16 protein-coding genes and 1 tRNA gene are annotated in these 19,242 nt (G+C 66.7%); 10 read left to right on the top strand and 7 right to left on the bottom strand.

Annotated features, from left to right (window positions below; translation table 11 throughout):
- Positions 1-23 precede the first annotated feature (23 nt).
- The 5 genes from LPN03_RS10015 to LPN03_RS09995 all read right to left on the bottom strand — a co-directional run bounded on the left by LPN03_RS10015 (position 24) and on the right by LPN03_RS09995 (position 3,635).
- A complete protein-coding gene (locus LPN03_RS10015; protein ID WP_262454140.1) occupies positions 24-662 on the bottom strand; it encodes a class I SAM-dependent methyltransferase in 639 nt (212 codons plus the stop codon).
- Entirely contained in the window at positions 659-1,423 is a 765-nt protein-coding gene (locus tag LPN03_RS10010) for a class I SAM-dependent methyltransferase (protein ID WP_262454139.1), read from the bottom strand. Before LPN03_RS10010 ends, LPN03_RS10015 begins: the two co-directional genes overlap by 4 nt.
- The gene (locus tag LPN03_RS10005) at positions 1,420-1,887 is read right to left on the bottom strand and encodes a carboxymuconolactone decarboxylase family protein (RefSeq protein ID WP_262454138.1); all 468 of its coding nucleotides are present in this window, start codon (positions 1,885-1,887) and stop codon (positions 1,420-1,422) included. The genes LPN03_RS10010 and LPN03_RS10005 overlap by 4 nt, the downstream gene beginning before the upstream one ends.
- A gap of 107 nt (positions 1,888-1,994) precedes the next feature.
- Complete coding sequence (locus LPN03_RS10000) at positions 1,995-3,368, bottom strand: GH1 family beta-glucosidase (RefSeq protein WP_262454137.1); 1,374 nt, start codon at positions 3,366-3,368, stop codon at positions 1,995-1,997.
- 191 nt (positions 3,369-3,559) lie between these two features.
- A tRNA-Arg gene (locus LPN03_RS09995) sits at positions 3,560-3,635 on the bottom strand.
- A 112-nt stretch (positions 3,636-3,747) separates the two neighbouring features.
- Between LPN03_RS09995 and LPN03_RS09990 the strand changes: the two genes are divergently transcribed.
- From LPN03_RS09990 to LPN03_RS09945, 10 genes are all read left to right on the top strand, one after another.
- Positions 3,748-5,007, top strand: coding sequence for a CynX/NimT family MFS transporter (locus LPN03_RS09990; protein ID WP_262454135.1), 1,260 nt, complete (start codon positions 3,748-3,750; stop codon positions 5,005-5,007).
- 107 nt (positions 5,008-5,114) lie between these two features.
- Positions 5,115-6,767 (top strand): arginine--tRNA ligase, encoded by a 1,653-nt coding sequence (gene argS / locus LPN03_RS09985; RefSeq protein ID WP_165180858.1) that lies wholly within the window; start codon positions 5,115-5,117, stop codon positions 6,765-6,767.
- 3 nt (positions 6,768-6,770) lie between these two features.
- Positions 6,771-8,282, top strand: a complete 1,512-nt coding sequence (locus LPN03_RS09980) for a diaminopimelate decarboxylase family protein (RefSeq protein ID WP_262454134.1) — start codon at positions 6,771-6,773, stop codon at positions 8,280-8,282.
- A gap of 6 nt (positions 8,283-8,288) precedes the next feature.
- Positions 8,289-9,698, top strand: a complete 1,410-nt coding sequence (locus LPN03_RS09975; protein ID WP_165180856.1) for a homoserine dehydrogenase — start codon at positions 8,289-8,291, stop codon at positions 9,696-9,698.
- A complete protein-coding gene (thrC, locus tag LPN03_RS09970; RefSeq protein ID WP_262454133.1) occupies positions 9,698-10,801 on the top strand; it encodes a threonine synthase in 1,104 nt (367 codons plus the stop codon). Before LPN03_RS09975 ends, thrC begins: the two co-directional genes overlap by 1 nt.
- 27 nt (positions 10,802-10,828) lie before the next feature.
- Positions 10,829-11,842: a homoserine kinase gene (gene thrB / locus LPN03_RS09965; RefSeq protein ID WP_262454132.1), complete on the top strand. Its 1,014-nt coding sequence runs from the start codon at positions 10,829-10,831 to the stop codon at positions 11,840-11,842.
- A gap of 276 nt (positions 11,843-12,118) precedes the next feature.
- Entirely contained in the window at positions 12,119-14,353 is a 2,235-nt protein-coding gene (gene rho / locus LPN03_RS09960) for a transcription termination factor Rho (RefSeq protein ID WP_165180853.1), read from the top strand.
- Positions 14,354-14,478: 125 nt separating this feature from the next.
- Positions 14,479-15,552 (top strand): peptide chain release factor 1, encoded by a 1,074-nt coding sequence (gene prfA / locus LPN03_RS09955; RefSeq protein WP_165180852.1) that lies wholly within the window; start codon positions 14,479-14,481, stop codon positions 15,550-15,552.
- Entirely contained in the window at positions 15,518-16,429 is a 912-nt protein-coding gene (prmC, locus tag LPN03_RS09950; RefSeq protein ID WP_165180851.1) for a peptide chain release factor N(5)-glutamine methyltransferase, read from the top strand. Before prfA ends, prmC begins: the two co-directional genes overlap by 35 nt.
- 56 nt (positions 16,430-16,485) lie before the next feature.
- Entirely contained in the window at positions 16,486-17,367 is an 882-nt protein-coding gene (locus LPN03_RS09945) for an L-threonylcarbamoyladenylate synthase (protein WP_262454129.1), read from the top strand.
- 7 nt (positions 17,368-17,374) lie between these two features.
- Here LPN03_RS09945 and LPN03_RS09940 read toward each other — a convergent pair whose 3' ends face one another.
- The gene (locus LPN03_RS09940; protein ID WP_262454128.1) at positions 17,375-18,346 is read right to left on the bottom strand and encodes a glycosyltransferase; all 972 of its coding nucleotides are present in this window, start codon (positions 18,344-18,346) and stop codon (positions 17,375-17,377) included.
- Positions 18,343-19,242 carry a glycosyltransferase gene (locus tag LPN03_RS09935; protein ID WP_262454127.1) on the bottom strand — a complete coding sequence of 300 codons (900 nt, stop codon included), beginning with the start codon at positions 19,240-19,242 and terminating at the stop codon, positions 18,343-18,345. Before LPN03_RS09935 ends, LPN03_RS09940 begins: the two co-directional genes overlap by 4 nt.

The following is a 19,242-nucleotide window of genomic DNA, read 5'->3' as shown; positions in this document are numbered from 1 at the left end:
GTCGTCGCTGAACCCTGCAGCTGTCAGCCACTGCGCACGGCGAGCAGCACTTCATCATGGACCGTGACATTTTCGCCGCCGTGCCAGCCGCCGTGGCCGGAGTCGCTTCTGGCCCGGGTTTCGGCCACGGGCACCTCCCATAGGTTGGGGTCCAGTGCCGCCGCCACTTCCGCAGCGGTGAAGAACAAGTCGGCCCCATGCGGCCGGCGTGCCCCGGAATCTTCGTCCGACGGCGAATGACCCACCAGCAGCAAGGTGCCCCCGGGTGCAACGGCGGCGGCGAGGCGGGTAAAAATTTCTTCGCGCTCGGCCTGGGGCAGGTGCATGAACTGCGCCGACACCAGCCCGAAGGACGCGGCCGGGGGAGTCCACAGCAACAGGTCGTGGTGCTCCCAGGTGACGGAACCGGCCAGCGCCATGCCCGCGGCGTGTGCTGCAGCCCGCTCAAGGGCCACACTGGATATGTCCACGCCCGTCACGCGCCAGCCCCGCCCGGCCAGCCAGACGGCGTCGGCCCCTTCGCCGCATCCCACGTCCAAGGCCGAACCCGGTGGCAGCGGCGAAGCCTCTGCCACCAACTGGGGATTCGGCTCCCCGCTCCAGATGTTTCCGTGGCTGCCGTAGCGCTTGTCCCAATAGGACTCGTCAAATTGCCGGTTCACGGGTTGCTCCATTCCTGTCGGGAGTGTGTGACGGCCCGGTAACACTCAGTGACGTGCGGAAACTCCAGTGTGCCGGTTGGGCCCACCTGGTTTCGGCCCAAAGCCCGGACCCGTTCCAGCACCGCGGCCCGGTCGGGCCGCTGGTGGACGTAGCTCCAGGAGTCGGCCAGCTCCACGAACTGGTCGAGGGTGAGCTGGAATGCCACGTGGAAATTGCGCTGCTCAAATTTGCCCAGGCCGGACACGCCATGGGGAAGCGTGGTGCCGTGGGGCGGCGGCGCGGCCGTGTGCCCGACAATGTCAGCAAGCTCACACACCCACGGAACCGAGCGGTCCCAGGTGTGCCATGCCATCGCCAGGCTGCCTCCCGGCGCCAGTACCCGGAGGCATTCACCCGCGGCCTCCGTAACGGACACCCACTGCCACGATTGCAGGCAAAGGATTGCGTCAATGCTTCCGTCCGCGGCGGGAAGGTTTTCTGCAGTTCCCCTGGCTGTCGTGATTCGGGCGCCAACGTGCGCCGGCAACTTCCGGTTGGACTGGTCCAGGGCCGCCAGCATGTCGGCGGAGGGGTCGACGGCGAGAACCGTGTGTCCCAGGCAGGCTGCGGTCCTTGCGCCGCTTCCGGTCCCCGACCCAAGGTCAAGAACTCGAAGGGGAGTGGCTGGATCCGGGGAACCGAGAAGCCAGGAAACTGTCGCCACCGGCCAGGGCGGCCGGGCCAGGTTGTACCGGGCCTGGTCGCGCAGGGCCGGGCTCATGGACCGGCGAGTTCAGCGGGCAGGGGCAGCTTCTGGTGGGTGGAGACCGCCAGCCGGTTCCAAACATTGATGGCCGAGATGGCCATGAGAAGGACCGGGACTTCGGCGTCGTCAAAGGCAGACTTGACCTGGCTCCAGGTGGAGTCCGTAACACCGCCATTGCTGATCAGGGTCACGGCTTCCGTCAGCGCCAATGCCGCGCGTTCGCGCTCCGAGTAGAGTTCCGGGGCTTCGTGCCAGCCGGCCAGCACGTCCAGGCGCCGGTTGTCCACGCCGGCGTTGCGAGCTTCGCGCCCGTGCATGTCCAGGCAGTAGGCGCAGCCATTGAGTTGCGATGCCCGGATCTTGACGAGTGCCAGCAGGTCCTCGCCAAGGGTGCCGCCATGAATGTACTTTTCCATCGCATACATGGGCTGGTAGGCCTTGGGGTCGATTTCCTGGATGTTCATGCGCTGCGTGGACATGTCCCTTGCTTTCTGCTTAGATTTTGTGTCATTCGTACAGCGGCTCACTGTGCCGTCTTTTCCAGCTTCCACCCGGCACAAACGTGACGCAACCCGGCACGCAGTCCTCAGCCGGACTTGGATTCGCCAATCACCCCTCTGTACCAATGGAAGGAGTCCTTGGGCGTGCGCCGTTGCGTGCCATAGTCCACATGAACTAGCCCAAAGCGCTGTGAATAGCCGGCGGCCCATTCAAAGTTGTCCAGGAGCGACCAGTGGAAGTAGCCGCGAATGTCCACCCCGCCGTCCATGGCGGCGCGCAGTGCCCGGAGGTGGGCGGCGGTGTAGTCGATGCGCCGCTGGTCGTGCACCCGGCCATCCGCGCCGGGCCCGTCATTGAAGGCGGCGCCGTTTTCGGTGATGTAGATGGGAGGCAGCTTGCTGCCGTACCGGGCCTTGAACCCCAGCAACATTTCCGTAAATGCCTCCGGGACAATGGGCCAGCCGAAGTCCGTGCGGGGGTAGCCTTCCGAGTCCCGCAGCGAGAACGGCAGCGATGCGTCCACGGCGTGCCCGTCAATCAGCCCGCCCGTGCCGGCAGCCGGTGCGCCCACCACGGTGGGGTTGTAGGAGTTGATGCCATACCAATCAATGGGCGTTGCGATGGTGGCGAGGTCGGCGTCGGCCACGCCAGGAAGATACGGTGCCAGGACGTCGGGGTAGGCGCCTGTGAGGATGGGGTCGGCGAATATCCAGTTGGCGAGATTGTCGTAGAGGGCCGCGGCCTCCAGGTCCTCAACCGCCTGGCTGGCAGGCCAGGTGGCACCGTGGTTGTTGGCGATGCCAATGCTGCCGGCCCCTGCGGCGCGCAGTGACTGGACGCCGAGGCCGTGGGCCAGCAGCAGGTGGTGCGCCGCCGGAAGGGCGTCGAAGCCGAGTTCCAGTCCGGGCGCGTGGATGCCTGCCCCGTAACCGAGCATCGTCAGCGAAACAGGTTCATTGAGGGTCATCCAGCGGGGAATGCGGTCAGAGAAGTGGGAACCGAGCAACCCCGCGTACTCGGCGAAGCGTTCGGCAGTGTCCCTGTTCAACCAGCCGCCGGCCCGTTCCAGTTCCAGCGGCGTGTCCCAGTGAAACAAGGTGGGCGTGGGGGCGATGCCCGCTGCGAGCAGTCCGTCCACCAGCCGGTCGTAAAAGGCAAGGCCCTCGGCATTCACGGGTCCCGAGCCGCCGGGCTGGACGCGGGGCCAGGAAAAGCTGAAGCGGTAGGCATCAACGCCCAGGTCCGCCATGAGGGCAATGTCTTCCGGGTAGCGGTGGTAGTGGTCGCAGGCCACCTCGGCAGTGTCCCCGCCCCGGATTCGCCCGGGCTCGGCCGCAAAGGCATCCCAGCTGGACTGGCCCCTGCCGCCTTCGCCCACTGCCCCCTCAACCTGGTAGGCGGCCGTGGAAACGCCCCACACAAAACCGGGCGGGAAGCGGGGGGTCGCGGACTTGTCCATGGAGACCTTTCATCGGAGCCGTGGTCCTGAGTTTCACGGGCGGGCGGGCCGATGTCAAGGGCCCGGACCCAAGCCGGATAACACAGTCCGCACTCTTGGCACGCCGCATGTGGCGGGACAGTTCCGCCCGGAAGGCTGGCGGCAAGAGACGAAAAAACCCCGCCAATTCATTGAATTGACGGGGTTTTCACTGGTGCCCTCGATAGGATTCGAACCTACGGCCTGTTGCTCCGGAGGCAACCGCTCTATCCCCTGAGCTACGAGGGCCAGGCAACCGTGGCTGCCAAAGGGAACGAGAAAGAGCTTAGCAGGTGCCGGGCACCCAATGTAAAACCGGCTTCCGCCATCCGCCGGGTAACGTTGTGACAATGGTGAACACATGGTGAGGAAACTTCCGCAGTCGGCCTGGCTCTTCGGGGCCGGCATCATCCTCACGGCACTGACCTTGCGCGGCGCAGTCACCGTGGTCCCGCCCCTGATTTCCACCATCAACCGCGACCTCCCCATGAACACGGCCACCATCGGCATCCTGGGGATGCTTCCCACCGCGGCCTTTGGCCTGTTTGGCTTCCTGACGCCGTACGTGATCCGCTGGGCGTCGCTGGAACGGCTCATCGTCCTGTCCATTGCGACCGGGATCGTGGGCCAAGTCGCCCGCGTATTTGTGCCCAACACGCCGCTGTTCCTGGTCCTTTCCGTAGTGGCCTTCGGCGGGCTCGGGGCCGGCAACGTGCTTTTGCCGCCGCTGGTGAAGAAACACTTCCCCACCAAGGTCGGCCTCATGACGGCCCTCTACGTCACCTCACTTTCCCTGGGCACGGCACTTCCGGCCCAGTTTTCGGTACCGCTGGCCGACGCCACCGACTGGCAGTTTTCGCTGTCCTCCTGGGCCGGCGTCAGCTTCATTGCCCTGGTCCCATGGTTCCTGGCCGTTTTTTCCACGCGGACGACGCCGGGCACCGCCCAGGTGCCCACCGCGCCTGCCGCTGCGGCCGGGACGGCGCAGTTGATTGTCCATTCACGCAAGGTGCCGGAAGAACAGGCCGTGCCGGCCATGAACCTGTGGAAGTCGCCCACCGCTTGGGGGCTCACCCTCATGTTCGGCTGCACCTCGCTGAACACCTATGCGCTCTTTGCGTGGCTGCCGGAGATCCTGATCCAGGCCGGATTGAACCGTGGGCAGGCGGGTTCCATGCTGGCCTTGTTTGCCGCTCTCGGCCTGCCCCTGAGCCTGCTCATTCCACTCGTGGCAGCCAAAATGCGCAACCCCTTCCCCGTGGTGCTGGTGATGCTGGGCTTGTTCGTGGCAGGCTACCTGGGCCTGCTGTTGTCGCCGGCCCACGGCACCTGGCTGTGGGTGTCCTTTGCCGGACTGGGCCCGGGCACCTTTCCCCTCGCCCTGCTGCTGATCAACCACCGCACCCGGACACAGCTCGGTGCGGGCGCCCTGTCCGGATTCGGGCAGGGCATGGGCTACACGCTGGCCTGCGTGGGACCGCTGTTCTTTGGGCTGCTGCGCCAGTGGACGGGTTCCTGGACCGCGCCATTCCTATTCCTCTTCGCCACCCTCATCCTGCTTGGCGCGGGGGCCTGGATCATCTGCCGGCCCAAAATGTTGGAGGACGACTTCGCCAGGTGAGTGAGCGGCGTCGTGCATCCGGCAGGGCAGCCCGGGCCACAGCCACATGCTGGGCACTGCGGCCGCGGATTGGGGCGGCGCGCCGGCTGAACCGTACACTTGGAACCGTGACCCCTGAAGAACTTTCTGCCGCCATTACCACCTGCCTCAAAGACGCCGTCGCCTCCGGTGAACTCGCTGTGCCCGCCGAAGCGGTGCCCGCGGAAGTGCGGGTCGAGCGGCCCAAGAGCCGCGAACACGGCGACTGGGCCACCAGCATTGCCCTGCAACTGGCCAAGCCGGCCGGGGTTCCCCCGCGCAAGGTGGCCGAGCTGCTCCAAAACAGGCTGGCCCAGATCCCCGGTGTGTCCAAGGTGGACATTGCCGGCCCCGGCTTCCTGAACATCACGGTTGACGCCGCCGCAGCTGGCGAGCTCGCCAAGGCCATCGTCGAAGCCGGCGAAAGCTACGGCAGCAACACCCAGATGGCCGGGACCAGGATCAACCTTGAATTTGTCTCGGCCAACCCCACGGGCCCCATCCACCTCGGCGGCACCCGCTGGGCAGCCGTGGGCGATTCCCTGGCCCGCATCTTTCAGTCGCAGGGCGCCGACGTCACCCGCGAGTACTACTTCAACGACCACGGCAACCAAATCGACAGGTTTGCCCGCTCCCTGCTGGCCAGTGCCAAGGGCGAGCCCGCCCCGGAGGACGGCTACGGCGGAGCCTACATCGAGGACATCGCGAAGGAAGTCACCGCGGGCAACCCCGCCATTCTGGAAAGCGAAGACCCCCAGGAAGAGTTCCGTGCCCGGGGCGTGGAACTCATGTTCGCCTCCATCCGCAAATCCCTGCACGAGTTCGGCGTTGACTTTGACGTCTACTTCCACGAAAACTCGCTGTTTGAGGACGGCGCAGTGGAAAAGCTCCTTGAGCAGCTCAAAGGCTCCGGCAACATGTACCTCAAGGACGGCGCGTGGTGGCTGAACTCCACCGACTACGGCGACGACAAGGACCGCGTGGTCATCAAGAGCGACGGCCATGCCGCCTACATCGCCGGGGACATCGCCTATTTCAAGAACAAGCGCGACCGCGGCTTTGACCTGTGCATCTACATGCTCGGCGCCGACCACCACGGCTACGTGGCCCGCCTGAAGGCCGCCGCGGCAGCCATGGGCGACGACGCCGACCGCGTTGAGGTGCTCATCGGCCAGATGGTGAACCTGGTCAAGGACGGCGTCCCCCTGCGCATGTCCAAGCGCGCCGGCACCGTGGTCACCCTGGAGGACCTGGTGGAAATCGTGGGCACGGATGCTGCACGCTACTCCCTGGCCCGTTTCTCCTCCGACTCCAACATCGACATTGATCTGGACGTACTGACCAAGAAGTCGAACGAGAACCCGGTGTTCTACGTCCAGTACGCCCACGCCCGCACCCGCGCCGTGGGCCGCAACGCCGCCGCCGCCGGTGTGGAGCGCACGGTTTTTGACGCCGCTGCCCTGACCCACGCCACGGAGTCCGAGCTGCTGGCCGTGCTGGGCCAGTACCCGGGCGTCCTCACCCAGGCTGCCGCCTTCCGCGAACCCCACCGAGTGGCCCGCCACCTGGAGGTCATTGCCGGCGCCTACCACCGCTGGTACGACGCCTGCCGTGTCACGCCCATGGGCGAGGAAGCCATCACCGACGTCAACCGCACCCGCCTGTGGCTCAACGACGCCGTGGGCCAGGTCCTGGCCAACGGGTTGTCCCTGCTGGGCGTCTCGGCCCCGGAACGGATGTAATACATGTCCAACACAGCCCGCACCAACATTGCCGGCGCAGAGCTTGCCCCCGACTGGCTGCCGGCCCCCGGAGACGTCAACGGGCTGCTGCCCTCCATGTGGGCGCACGACGTCGAACGCGGCCCGGGCGGGGACGTCACCATCAGCGGGGTGTCCGTGGGCGAGCTCAAGGAACAGTTTGGCACGCCCCTGTACGTCATGAGCGAGGCCGACTTCCGGTCCCGGGCGCGCACCTTCAAGGACTCCTTTGATGCAGCCTTTACGGACATTTGCGGCGGCGTGGACGTCTACTATGCAGGGAAGTCTTTCCTGTGCACCGAAGTGGCCCGCTGGGTGGATTCGGAAGGGCTGCGCCTGGACACCTGCTCCGGCGGGGAACTGGCCGTGGCCACCCGCGCCGGGCTGTCCGGGGACAAGCTGAGCCTGCACGGCAACAACAAGTCCGACGCGGAGATCAACCGGGCCCTGGACCTGGGGCTGGGCCGCATCGTGGTGGACAGCCTGCACGAACTGCGCCGCGTTGCCGGACTGGCCGCCGCAAGGGGGGCCACGGCCAACGTCATGCTCCGCCTGACGCCCGGCGTACACGCCCACACGCACGAATCCATTGCCACGGCGCATGAGGACCAAAAGTTTGGCTTGTCCTTCATCCCCGCCCCCTCCCCGGACTCGCAAGCTCGCCCGGGTACCCCGGAGGGCGTGGGCCCTGATGGGGAAGCCCCCGGCATGAGCGCCGCGGAAGCTGCCGCCAAGCTGGCCGCCGAGTCGGCAAGCATCAACTTCCTGGGATTTCACGCGCACATCGGCTCACAGATCTTCGAAGCCGAGGGCTTTGAGATTGCGGCCCGGAAGCTGCTCGCGTTTACGCACCGGATCCGGCAGGCGTACGGCGTGGCACTGCCCGAGTTGGACCTGGGCGGCGGCTACGGCATCGCGTACACCGCGGTGGACACACCACGCCCGGCTGCGGAGATCGCACAGGCGCTGGCCGCCGTCGTCCGCGAAACGTGTGCCGAGCTGGACATGTCCGCCCCGCGGATCTCCATTGAGCCCGGCCGCGCCATCGTGGGCACCTCCACCTTCACGCTCTACGAGACAGGCACGCTGAAAACGGTGCAGGTCGAAGTGGACGGCGCGGACGGCGTGACGGCTCCACGACGCTATGTGTCGGTGGACGGCGGCATGAGCGACAACGCCCGCCCGGTGCTCTACGACGCGGATTATTCGGCCGTTTTGGCCAGCCGCTCCTCGCAACAGGCCCCCGCTTTGTCCCGAGTGGTGGGCAAACATTGCGAGAGTGGTGACATTGTTGTTAGAGATGTATATCTGCCCAATGACGTGGCGGCCGGGGATCTGCTGGCAGTTCCCGGAACGGGCGCGTACTGCTGGGCACTGGCCAGCAACTACAACTATGCGCCCCGTCCGCCCGTTGTGGCCGTCCGGGACGGCGCCGCACGCCTCATTGTGCGGGGCGAAACAGAAGACGATTTGCTGGCACGCGACTTAGGGGCCTAGAGACCATTGACCGAGCGCAACACCACGGGCGCAGCCGCGCCCGCCGACACCAAGACCCTCAAGGTGGCCCTGCTGGGCGCCGGAAATGTGGGCGCCCAGGTGGCCCGCATCCTCCTGGAGGATGCCGACGTCCTGGCGGCCCGCACGGGTGCCCGGCTGGAGCTGGTGGGCATCGCCGTGCGAACTATCGACGCGCCCCGCGAGGTGGACCTGCCCCGCGAACTATTCACCACTGACGCCTCCGCCCTGGTGCGCGGCGCCGACGTCGTGATTGAACTCATGGGCGGGCTGGAACCGGCCAAGACCCTGATCCTGGAGGCCATAGAGCACGGCGCCACGGTGGTCACCGGCAACAAGGCCCTGCTGGCCGTGGACGGCCCCAGCCTGTACGAGAAGGCCGACGCCGCCGGTGTCCAGCTCTCCTACGAGGCGGCCGTGGCCGGTGCCATCCCCATCCTGCGCCCCATCCGTGACTCGCTGGCCGGGGACAAGGTCACCCGGGTCATGGGCATTGTCAACGGCACCACCAACTTCATCCTCGACCAGATGGACACCACGGGCGCCCAATTTGCGGACGCCCTGGCCGAGGCCACCCGACTGGGCTATGCCGAGGCGGACCCGACGGCGGACATCGAGGGCCATGACGCCGCAGCGAAGGGTGCCATCCTGGCCTCGCTTTCCTTCCACACGCGTTTTGCCCTTGAGGACGTGCATTGCCAGGGGATCACCTCCGTGACCGCATCTGACATCGCGGCCGCGAAGGACGCCGGCTTTGTCATCAAGCTGCTGGCCATTGCCGAGAAGCTGCCGCTGCCCGCCGCGGACAAGGGTGCCGCAGGCGAGGCCCGCCAGGGCGACGCCGGTGAATCCGGCTATGGCGTCAGCGTCCGGGTCCACCCCACCCTCATTCCGCGCAGCCACCCCCTCGCCGCTGTCCACGGCGCCTTCAACGCCGTGTTCGTCGAGGCCGAATCCGCCGGCGAACTCATGTTCTATGGCCGTGGCGCCGGCGGAACCCCCACTGCGTCCGCCGTCATGGGGGACGTGGTTTCAGCTGCGCGGCGCATGGTGTTGGGCGGTCCAGGACGGACCGAAACCACTGCCGGGGTGCTGCCGGTGCTGGGGATCGACGCCGTGACCACCCAGTACTACATTGGCCTGGACGCAGCGGACCAGCCGGGCGTGCTGGCCAAGATTTCTGCACTTTTTGCCGAGAACGGGGTCTCAATCGAGACCATGCGGCAAACCGTGCACCGCGAACGCGGTGCCGACGACGACGGCGCTCCCGGCTTGGCCGAGCTGCGCATCGTCACGCACCGCGCCAGCGAGGCTGCCCTGGCAGCGACAGTGCAGGCCATCAGCGGCCTGGACATCATTAATTCCATAACAAGTGTGTTGAGGGTGGAGGGAGTCTGATGGCTCATCAGTGGCGCGGGGTAGTCCGTGAATATGCAGAGCGTTTGCCCGTAACGGCGGAAACAAGGATCATCACCCTGGGGGAGGGCGGCACGCCGCTGGTGTTCGCCCAGCACCTGTCCGAGCTGACCGGATCCAAGGTGTACCTGAAGGTGGAGGGCATGAACCCCACCGGCAGCTTCAAGGACCGTGGCATGACCATGGCCATGACGGCGGCCGTCGCTGCCGGCGCCAAGGCCGTGGTCTGCGCATCCACCGGCAACACCTCCGCCTCCGCAGCGGCCTACGCCAAGCAGGCGGGCCTGACGTGTGCGGTATTGGTGCCGGAAGGCAAAATCTCCATGGGCAAGCTGAGCCAGGCCGTGGCCCACGGCGCCACCCTCCTGCAGGTTGACGGCAACTTCGACAACTGCCTGGAAGTGGCCCGCAAGCTGGCCGACTCCTACCCGGTGTTCCTGGTCAACTCCGTCAACCCCGCGCGCATCGAGGGCCAGAAAACCGGCGCCTTTGAGGTGGTGGACGCACTGGGCGACGCCCCGGACTACCACGTGCTGCCCGTCGGCAATGCCGGCAACATCAGCGCATACTGGAAGGGCTACAAGGAATACGCGGCCCCCTACGAATCCGCCACGGCCGGCACCTTGGCGCCGGTCTCCACCCACACCCCCGTCATGTGGGGCTTCCAGGCCGCCGGTGCTGCTCCCTTCGTGGCAGGGCACCCCATCCTGGAACCGGACACCATTGCCACCGCCATCCGCATCGGCAACCCCGCCTCCTGGGACCTGGCCATTGCCGCCCGCGACGAATCCGGCGGGCTCATTGACTCCGTGACCGATGAGGAAATCCTGGCCGCCCACCGCTGGCTCTCCGCCAAGGAAGGCGTCTTCGTGGAGCCGGCCTCCGCGGCCGGCGTTGCCGGCATCATCAAGAAGCACGCGGCAGGGGAGGTCCCCACAGGCAAGACCATTGTCATCACGGTGACCGGCCACGGCCTCAAGGACCCGAACTGGGCCCTGAAGAACGCCGACGGCAGCACCGTCGAGCCCACGTCCGTGCCGTTTGACGTGGTCACCGTTGCCAACGCACTCGGCCTGGCAGACTAGTCCCGCATCTTCATGACAGGCCTCCCCATGACCATCCCCCTTCCCGCCGAGGCCCCTGGCGGCACTGCACTTAAGTCCGCGGCCACGGGCCTGACGGCGACGGTGCAGGTGCCCGGCACCAGTGCCAACCTGGGCCCGGGCTTTGACTCCCTGGGCCTGGCGGTGTCGCTGTATGACACGCTCAGCGTTGGCACACTGCCCGGCGGGGTGCTGGAATTTGACCTGCGCGGGGAGGGCGTCGAGGAGCTGCCCCGCGATTCCTCGCACCTGGTTGTCCAGGCCATGGACCTGGCTTTTGCCCGCCTGGGCTACCGCCGCCCGGGGCTGCGCATCACGGCCCGCAATGTGCTGCCCCACGGCCGGGGCCTGGGATCCTCGGCCTCCGCCATCGTCGCTGCCATCACCGCAGCCAACGCGCTGGTGGACGCACCCGACCGCCAGGACACCCAGTGGGTGCTCCAGCTTGCCTCGGAAATGGAGGGCCACCCGGACAACGTGGCACCGGCCATTTTTGGCGCCGTCGCCATTTCCTGGCGGGAAGGGGAGGTGTACTTCTCAACCAAGGTCACGCCGTCGCCGGAGGTGGTGCCGGTGGTGGCCATTCCGGACTACGAGGTCAAGACGGAGCTGGCCCGGCGGCTGCTGCCGGCCACGGTGCCCCATGCCGACGCCGCGGCAAACAGCGGCCGCACGGCGCTTCTTGTCCACGCGCTGAAGGACGCCCCGGAACTGCTCACGGCAGGCACCCGCGACTACCTACACCAGGACTACCGGACCGAAGCCATGCCCGAAAGCGCGGCACTCGTGGCCGAACTGCGTGCAGCGGGGCATGCGGCGTTCATTTCCGGCGCCGGGCCCACTGTCATGGCACTGGCCAACGGGGAGGCGGAAGCCCTCGCCGTGGTGCAGTCCATCGAGTCCCGCAGCGCCGGAAAAGGCACGCCGGGGGAGAAAGCGGGCGGCGCGGGCGTGTCGTGGCGCGTTTTACGTCTGTCTGTTGACCTCGAGGGTGCTAAAGTGGAAGTGCATCCGGGTTCGTAAGCACCCAGACTTGATGCCATCCCTTCACTGAACCGCCCCGTCTGGGACGGTGGTTGGACGAATCGACATCCGGCAGCCGCCGCGTCAATTCAAGAATTGATTTTGTTTACACATCGATTCAGGGATGAACCACCAATTCCGCCGCAAAAAAGCTGCCGGCGTGAACTGGAACCTCAGCTGACATCCTGCGTCCCTGCCAGTGCGGCAGCGGCGGAGGGGCTGACACTAATCATCGCGGCCTTTTCAGGGTCCGCCATCGAGGGGGAAGGATCCTTCGTGACAGAAACCATAACTTCAGCCGCCGGCACCCAGGCAGCTGAGTTGGATGACACTTCAAAATCCGCAGGAACGGCGAAGTCCGCCGGCCTGGCAGGATTGAAGCTGGCCCAGCTTCAGACGCTGGCGGGCCAGCTGGGCATTACCGGCGGGTCCAGGATGCGAAAGGGCGACCTTGTGGCCGCCATTTCCGCGCACCAGCGCGGCTCGTCCGTGGCCGAGCGCCCGGCACGCAGCGCCAAGGAAGCACCCGTAGACACCGCCTCCACCGAGTCCGCAGCGACCGAGGCCAAGGCGCCTGCCCGCCGCGCAACGCGTGCGACGGGTGGCGCAGCCACCGCAGCTCCCGCCGAGGCACCCGCCGACACCACTGCTGCCCCGGCTGAGGAGCGCCCGGCCCGCGGCCGCCGCGGTTCCCGGCGCGCCGCCAGCAGCGACGGCATCATCACCACCGGCACGCCGGCAGAGGCCGTTGCGACGGCCCCCGTGGAAACGGCTCCCGCAGCCGCTCCCACCGCCGTCGAGCCCTCCGAGAACGACGGCGACAACCGCCGCCAGCCGCGCACCCGCAACCGCCGCGCCCAGGGTGGCGGCCGTGACGCCGCCGCCGAATCGGCGGCCCCCGCTGAAGCGTCCGCCGAAAAGGCCGCCGGCCAGGGAGGCAACGCCGACGCCGGCACATCCGGCCAGGGCGAACACGCTGCCGAGGATCACGCCGGCAACGGTGAGCAGTCCGAGCGCCACGACCGCGCCGGCCGCAACAACCGGAACCAGCGCAATGGCAATGAACGCGGCAACCAGCGCAACCCCAATGAGCGCAGCAACGACCGCAACACCGCCGCGGCCAACAACAGCGAACGCAATGACGACGAAGACGGCAGCCGCAACAACCGCAACCGCCGGAACCGCCGCGACCGCAACGCCAACGACTCCAACGATCGCAACGATCGCAACGACCGCGGCAACAACAACCGCAACGACCGCAACGACCGTTTCCGTGACCGCAACGAACGCCGTCGGGGCCGCAGCGCGGGCCCGGACTTTGACGATTCCGAGGTCACCGAGGACGACGTGCTGCTGCCCGTGGCAGGCATCCTGGACGTGCTGGACAACTACGCCTTTGTCCGCACTTCCGGCTACCTGCCCGGCTCCAACGACGTTTACGTGTCCCTCTCGCAGGTCAAGAAGTACAACCTGCGCAAGGGCGACGCCGTCGTCGGTGCCATCCGCGCCCCCCGCGAAGGGGAGGACCGCAGCCAGGCCCAAAGCGCCCGCCAGAAGTTCAACGCCCTGGTGCGCGTCACCAGTGTCAACGGCAAGAACCCTGATGACCTGAAGAACCGGGTGGAGTTCTCCAAGCTGGTGCCGCTGTACCCGTCCGAGCGCCTGCGCCTGGAGACGGACCCGAAGAAGATCGGCCCCCGCGTCATTGACCTGGTCGCCCCGATCGGGAAGGGCCAGCGCGGCCTGATCGTCTCCCCGCCGAAGGCCGGAAAGACGCTCATCCTGCAGTCCATCGCGAACGCCATCACCACCAACAATCCTGAGGTGCACCTCATGATGGTCCTGGTGGACGAGCGTCCCGAAGAAGTTACCGACATGCAGCGCACCGTCAAGGGCGAGGTCATTGCCTCCACCTTCGACCGCCCCGCCGACGACCACACCCAGGTTGCCGAACTGTCCATCGAACGCGCCAAGCGCCTCGTGGAAATGGGCATGGACGTGGTGGTCCTGCTGGACTCCATGACCCGCCTGGGCCGCGCCTACAACAACTCCGCACCGTCTTCCGGGCGCATCCTCTCCGGTGGTGTGGACTCCGCAGCCCTCTACCCGCCGAAGCGTTTCTTCGGTGCCGCCCGCAACATTGAAAACGGCGGTTCGCTGACCATCCTGGCCACGGCCCTGGTGGAAACCGGTTCCAAGGCTGACGAGGTCATCTTCGAGGAATTCAAGGGCACCGGCAACATGGAGCTCCGCCTGTCCCGCCAGCTGGCTGACAAGCGCATCTTCCCCGCCGTGGACGTCAACGCCTCGGGCACCCGCCGCGAGGAGAACCTGCTCTCGCCTGAAGAGGTCAAGATCATGTGGCGCCTGCGCCGCGTCCTCTCCGGCCTGGAAATGCAGCAGTCTCTGGAACTGCTCACCTCCAAGATCCGTGAGACGCAGTCCAACGTCGAGTTCCTCATGCAGATCCAAAAGACCACCCTGGGGTCCAAGGCCGAGCACGACAAGTAGCGCAGCACATGGGGCGGGACCGGACAAACATGTCCGGTCCCGCCCCTTCGCGTTGCCCCGGTGGGCGCGGCGCGGCCGGCCGGCAGAAGTAATTAGACTTGACATACGTCGAGAGAGGTTTTGAAATGTTTGAATCCATCCACGGCTTACTGGATGAACACGCCGAGTTGCAGATGCGGCTCAGTGACCCCGCCGTGCATGCCGACCAGTCACTGGCCCGGAAGCTGGGGCGCCGGTATGCGGAGCTGAGCGGAGTCGTGGAGGGCTACCACCAGGTTGAGACGCTGACGGACGATCTTGAGGCGGCCCGGGAAATGGCGTCCGAAGACCCGGAATTTGCGGCGGAAGTCCCGGTGCTCGAGGGCCAGCTGGCGGCAGCGCAGGAAAAGCTGCGCCGCCTGCTGATCCCGCGCGACCCGGACGACGCCCGTGACGTGATCCTGGAAGTGAAGGCCGGTGAAGGCGGCGACGAGGCAGCACTGTTTGCCGCGGACCTGGTCCGCATGTACACGCGCTACGCCGAGCACAGGGGCTGGAAGACGGAAATCATCTCCGCCACGGAATCCGACCTGGGCGGCTACAAGGACATTTCCATTGCCGTGAAGGGCCGATCCAACGACCCGGCCGAGGGCGTGTTTGCGCGCCTGAAGTTTGAGGGCGGTGTGCACCGCGTGCAACGCGTGCCGGCCACGGAATCGCAGGGACGCATCCACACATCGGCCGCCGGCGTGCTGGTGCTGCCGGAGGTCGATGAGCCGGAAGAGGTGGACATCAGTCCGAACGACCTCAAGATCGATGTCTACCGGTCCTCCGGTCCCGGCGGCCAGTCCGTGAACACCACCGACTCCGCCGTCCGCATCACCCACCTGCCCACGGGCATCGTGGTTGCCATGCAAAATGAGAAGTCTCAGCTGCAAAACCGCGAAGCCGGCATGCGCGTGCTGAGGGCGCGCATCCTGGCGCACCAGCAGGCCATCATCGACGCCGAAAACTCGGCCGTGCGCAAGTCCCAGATCCGCACCATGGACCGTTCGGAGCGGATCAGGACCTACAACTACCCGGAAAACCGGATCGCGGACCACCGCACGGGCTACAAGGCGTACAACCTCGACCAGGTCATGAACGGGGACCTGGAAGCTGTGGTGCAGTCCGCCATCGAAATGGATGAACAGCACCGCCTGGACGCGCTGGGTGAGTAGCAACTCCCCGGACGGCGCGCGCCTTTCGCTGGCTGACGCCGTTAAAAGTGCGACGGCGGAGCTTGCGGCCGCGGGCGTTCCGTCGCCCGCGGTGGATGCACAGCTGCTGGCCGCCCACCTGCTCGGCGTGGGGCGCGGGGAACTGGCGGCCATGCTCTTTGGCACGGCCGGGGCGCCCGCAGGCTATGCAGAACTGGTGCACCGCCGGGCCGCACGCGAACCGCTCCAGCACATTACGGGTGTGGCATATTTCCGCCACCTGGAACTGCGGGTCGGCAAGGGCGTGTTCGTGCCCCGGCCAGAAACCGAGTCAGTGGTCCAGCTGGCCGTTGACGTGCTGCTCAAGCTCACACAGGGGCGGAAAGAGTGCATCAGCACCGCCGTCGACCTCGGCACGGGCTCCGGAGCCATAGCCGGCTCGCTCGCGGCCGAAGTGCCTGGATGCCGTGTATACGCCGTCGAATTGAGCGATGAGGCCTACCCGTGGGCGGCAGGGAACCTGGCGGGCACCGGCGTCGAACTGGTCCATGGGGACCTGCGCACTGCCTTTCCGGAACTCGACGGGACCGTGGACGTGGTGGTCTCCAACCCGCCCTACATCCCGGCCGGGGCCATCCCCCGGGAGGTCGAGGTGCGCCTGCATGACCCGCACATGGCCCTGTACGGCGGGGGAGCGGACGGCCTGGAGATGCCCACGGCAGCCATTGCCGCAGCGGCAAGGCTGCTCCGGCCGGGCGGGTACTTCGTCATGGAGCACGCCGAAGTCCAGGCGGAGCAGATGGCGGCCCTGTTCAAGGAGGGCGGCCATTGGGAAGCCGTCACCACCCACCAGGACTTGACGGGCAGGGACCGTGCCACGAGCGGCCTACGGCGCTAAGGCCAATCGCCGCAAAGTGTAAGGAAACAATGACGACGTGATGAAAGAATGAAGCCGTGACTACCACTTCCTATAACTGCACCAACGATGACCAGCGCGTCGAGGGCCTGGCCCATGCGCAGAAGGCCATTGCCGCCAAGCAGGTCATCGTCATGCCCACCGACACGGTGTACGGCATTGCGGCTGACGCCTTCTCGCCGCAGGCCGTGGCCACCCTGCTGGCAGCAAAGGGGCGGGGCCGCAACATGCCCCCGCCAGTGTTGATCCCACGCATCGGGACCATGGAAGGGCTGGCCACGGACATTCCGGACGACGCCCGGAAGCTGGCCGAGAAGTACTGGCCCGGCCCGTTGACCATCATCTTCCACGCCCAGCCCTCACTCACCTGGGACCTGGGCGAGACCGTTGGCACCGTGGCACTGCGCGTGCCGGACGACCAGCTTGCCCTTGACCTGCTGACCGCCACGGGGCCGTTGGCGGTCTCCAGCGCCAACCGCACGGGCCAGCCGGCTGCGCAAACGGCGTCGGAAGCCCGCGAACAGCTGGCCGAGTCGGTGGAGGTCTACCTGGAGGGCGGCTTCCGTCCGCTTGAGGGCACGGAGCCCGTGCCGTCCACCATTGTAGACGCCACGGGCCTGCGCCTGCGGGTGGTGCGCGAGGGCGCCATCAGCCTGGCGGCCATCCAGCGCATGGTCCCCAGCGCCCTGGGCAACGACCCTGAGCCGGAGATGTGGGAACCGGCGGCGGAGCCGGAGACGGCGGAGCCTGCGGAGACCCCCGTCGCGGAGCCGGAGACGGCGGAGCCTGCCGAGACCCGCGTGGCGGAGCCGGAGACGGCGGAGCCTGCCGAGACCCGCGTCGCGGAGCCGGAGACTGCGGTGGCGGAGCCTGAACCCGCCGCCAAGGACCAGTCGGCACCCGCGGAAAGCCAGCCCTGAGCCTGCCCTAGCGGGTCCGGTCCGATGGGGGCATGGGCTGCCAGGCTGCATCAGCCATGATGCGCCGGGATTCGCGCCAGCCCTTGAGCAGCTTGCCGCTGCCACGCAGGGTTTTCTCGACGGCGGCCAGGCGCAGCAGCTCCTTGCCGGCCGTCAGCGCTGTGCCCAACGCAAAGCCCGCCGGGTTGTACCTCCCCTTCGCGCGCAGGTACTGGGCCACCAGCCCCCGGTTGCGCATCATGTAAAAGCGGCTCAGGTCGGAGGAATCATTGAGGTGCCTGATGCCCAGGTCAATGGTGCGCTGTTCGCGGGTTTTCTGCAGTACAAAGGCATTGACGTACATCACGGGGCGCTGGAGCGAAATGAGCCAACCGTAGATGGCGTCATCCCAGTTCAGGAAGAAGCGCGGATCGGGCAGGCCAACCTCCGCCACGGCGTCGGCGTGCAGCAGCATGCCTTCGAAGCAGCCCACATTGGTGGCGAATTCATTTGAATTTTTGAACACGTCCCCCGGAACGGGAAGCGGGAACCCGAGGAAATCGCTGAAATTGTGCTGCCAGAAAAATGGCTGCCCGGCGGCGTTGTAGCGCCGGCCCACCATCGCGTCGTATTTGTCCATCCACGGACCAAAGGCGGCGATGGCCCCGGGAACCGTGGTGACGTCGTCGTCCATCAGCCACAGCCACTGGGCACCCTCTGCCAGGGCGCGGTCCACGCCTGCTGAAAAGCCGCCGGCGCCTCCGGCGTTTTCGGCGAGGCGGTGCACCACCAGCGGAATGGGGGAGCCGAGCGCAGCCAGCTGTGCGGCGGCCTTGTCGATGACGGCGGCCGTGCCGTCCGTGCTGGCATTGTCCACCACCACTACGCCGTCGGGCGCCGGGTCAAGCGCCGCAATGGAGTCGAACAACTGTGCCAGGTAGTCCTGCCGGTTGAACGTGGTGATGACGATGTAAAAGTTCTCCCGCCGGTTGCCGCTCAAAACTTTTGGTCCTTGACCGGCCCGAATTTTGCTCCCCGCAGGCCCGCACCATAGGCCGAAGCCCATTTGGCCAGACCCTTGAAGTCGCCGTCCCTGAGGAAAAAGAGGGGGTAGCCGACGGCGTCGGCGACAAAGGAGCGCAGGCGGCGGTGCCTGCGGGTGAGGTAGCCGCGGTTGCGGTAGTAGTAAAAGCGTTTGAACGGGGTCTCCGGGACCAGCACGTGAAAGCGGTCGCCCATGACCTCCTGCACTTCGCCCCAGCCCGCCGGGTGGGTCAGGGCAACGGACGTGACGGTGCCGAACTTGACCTTCGCCTGCCGCAGCCGCAGCATGAAATCGACTTCGTCGCCCCGAATGAAAAGGCGCAGGTCCGGCAGCCCCACCTTGAAGAACACATCGGTGCGGATCAGGGCGCCGTTGAAAAACTGTCCGACGTCGGCAATGAAGCCCAGCGGTTCCACCACGGAACGCTCATGGGTCAGGTGCCCGTCGAGACGGAAGGGAAAGGACAGCTTGCGGGGTTCGCCCGGGGCCACGATGAGGGGTACCACCACGTCCTGGCCGCGGCTTTTGGCGGCTTCGAGGAGTGTGGCCAGGCAATTGGGGTCCTCGGGATGGGCGTCGTCGTCCATAATCCAGACCCACTCGGCGCCGGAAGCAATCGCCTTGAGGATCGCCAGCGAAAATCCGCCGGCTCCGCCCAGGTTGGCCAGGGACCTCACATAGTCCACGGGGACGCCCGATGCGGCGGCAATGTCCGCCACCGGCGAAGTCCCGGCATCCACCAGGGCAATGGCGTGCAGGGCGTGGGTTTGCTGCGACAAGGCCCCCAGCAAGGTACGGACGTCGTCCGGCCGGTCAAAGGTGAGCGCGGCAACGGCCACGGTATCTTGCAA

The sequence above is a fragment of the Arthrobacter sp. A2-55 genome (assembly GCF_025548615.1).
GTDB lineage: Bacteria > Actinomycetota > Actinomycetes > Actinomycetales > Micrococcaceae > Specibacter > Specibacter silviterrae.
This window is presented reverse-complemented; position numbering and strand designations above follow the sequence as displayed.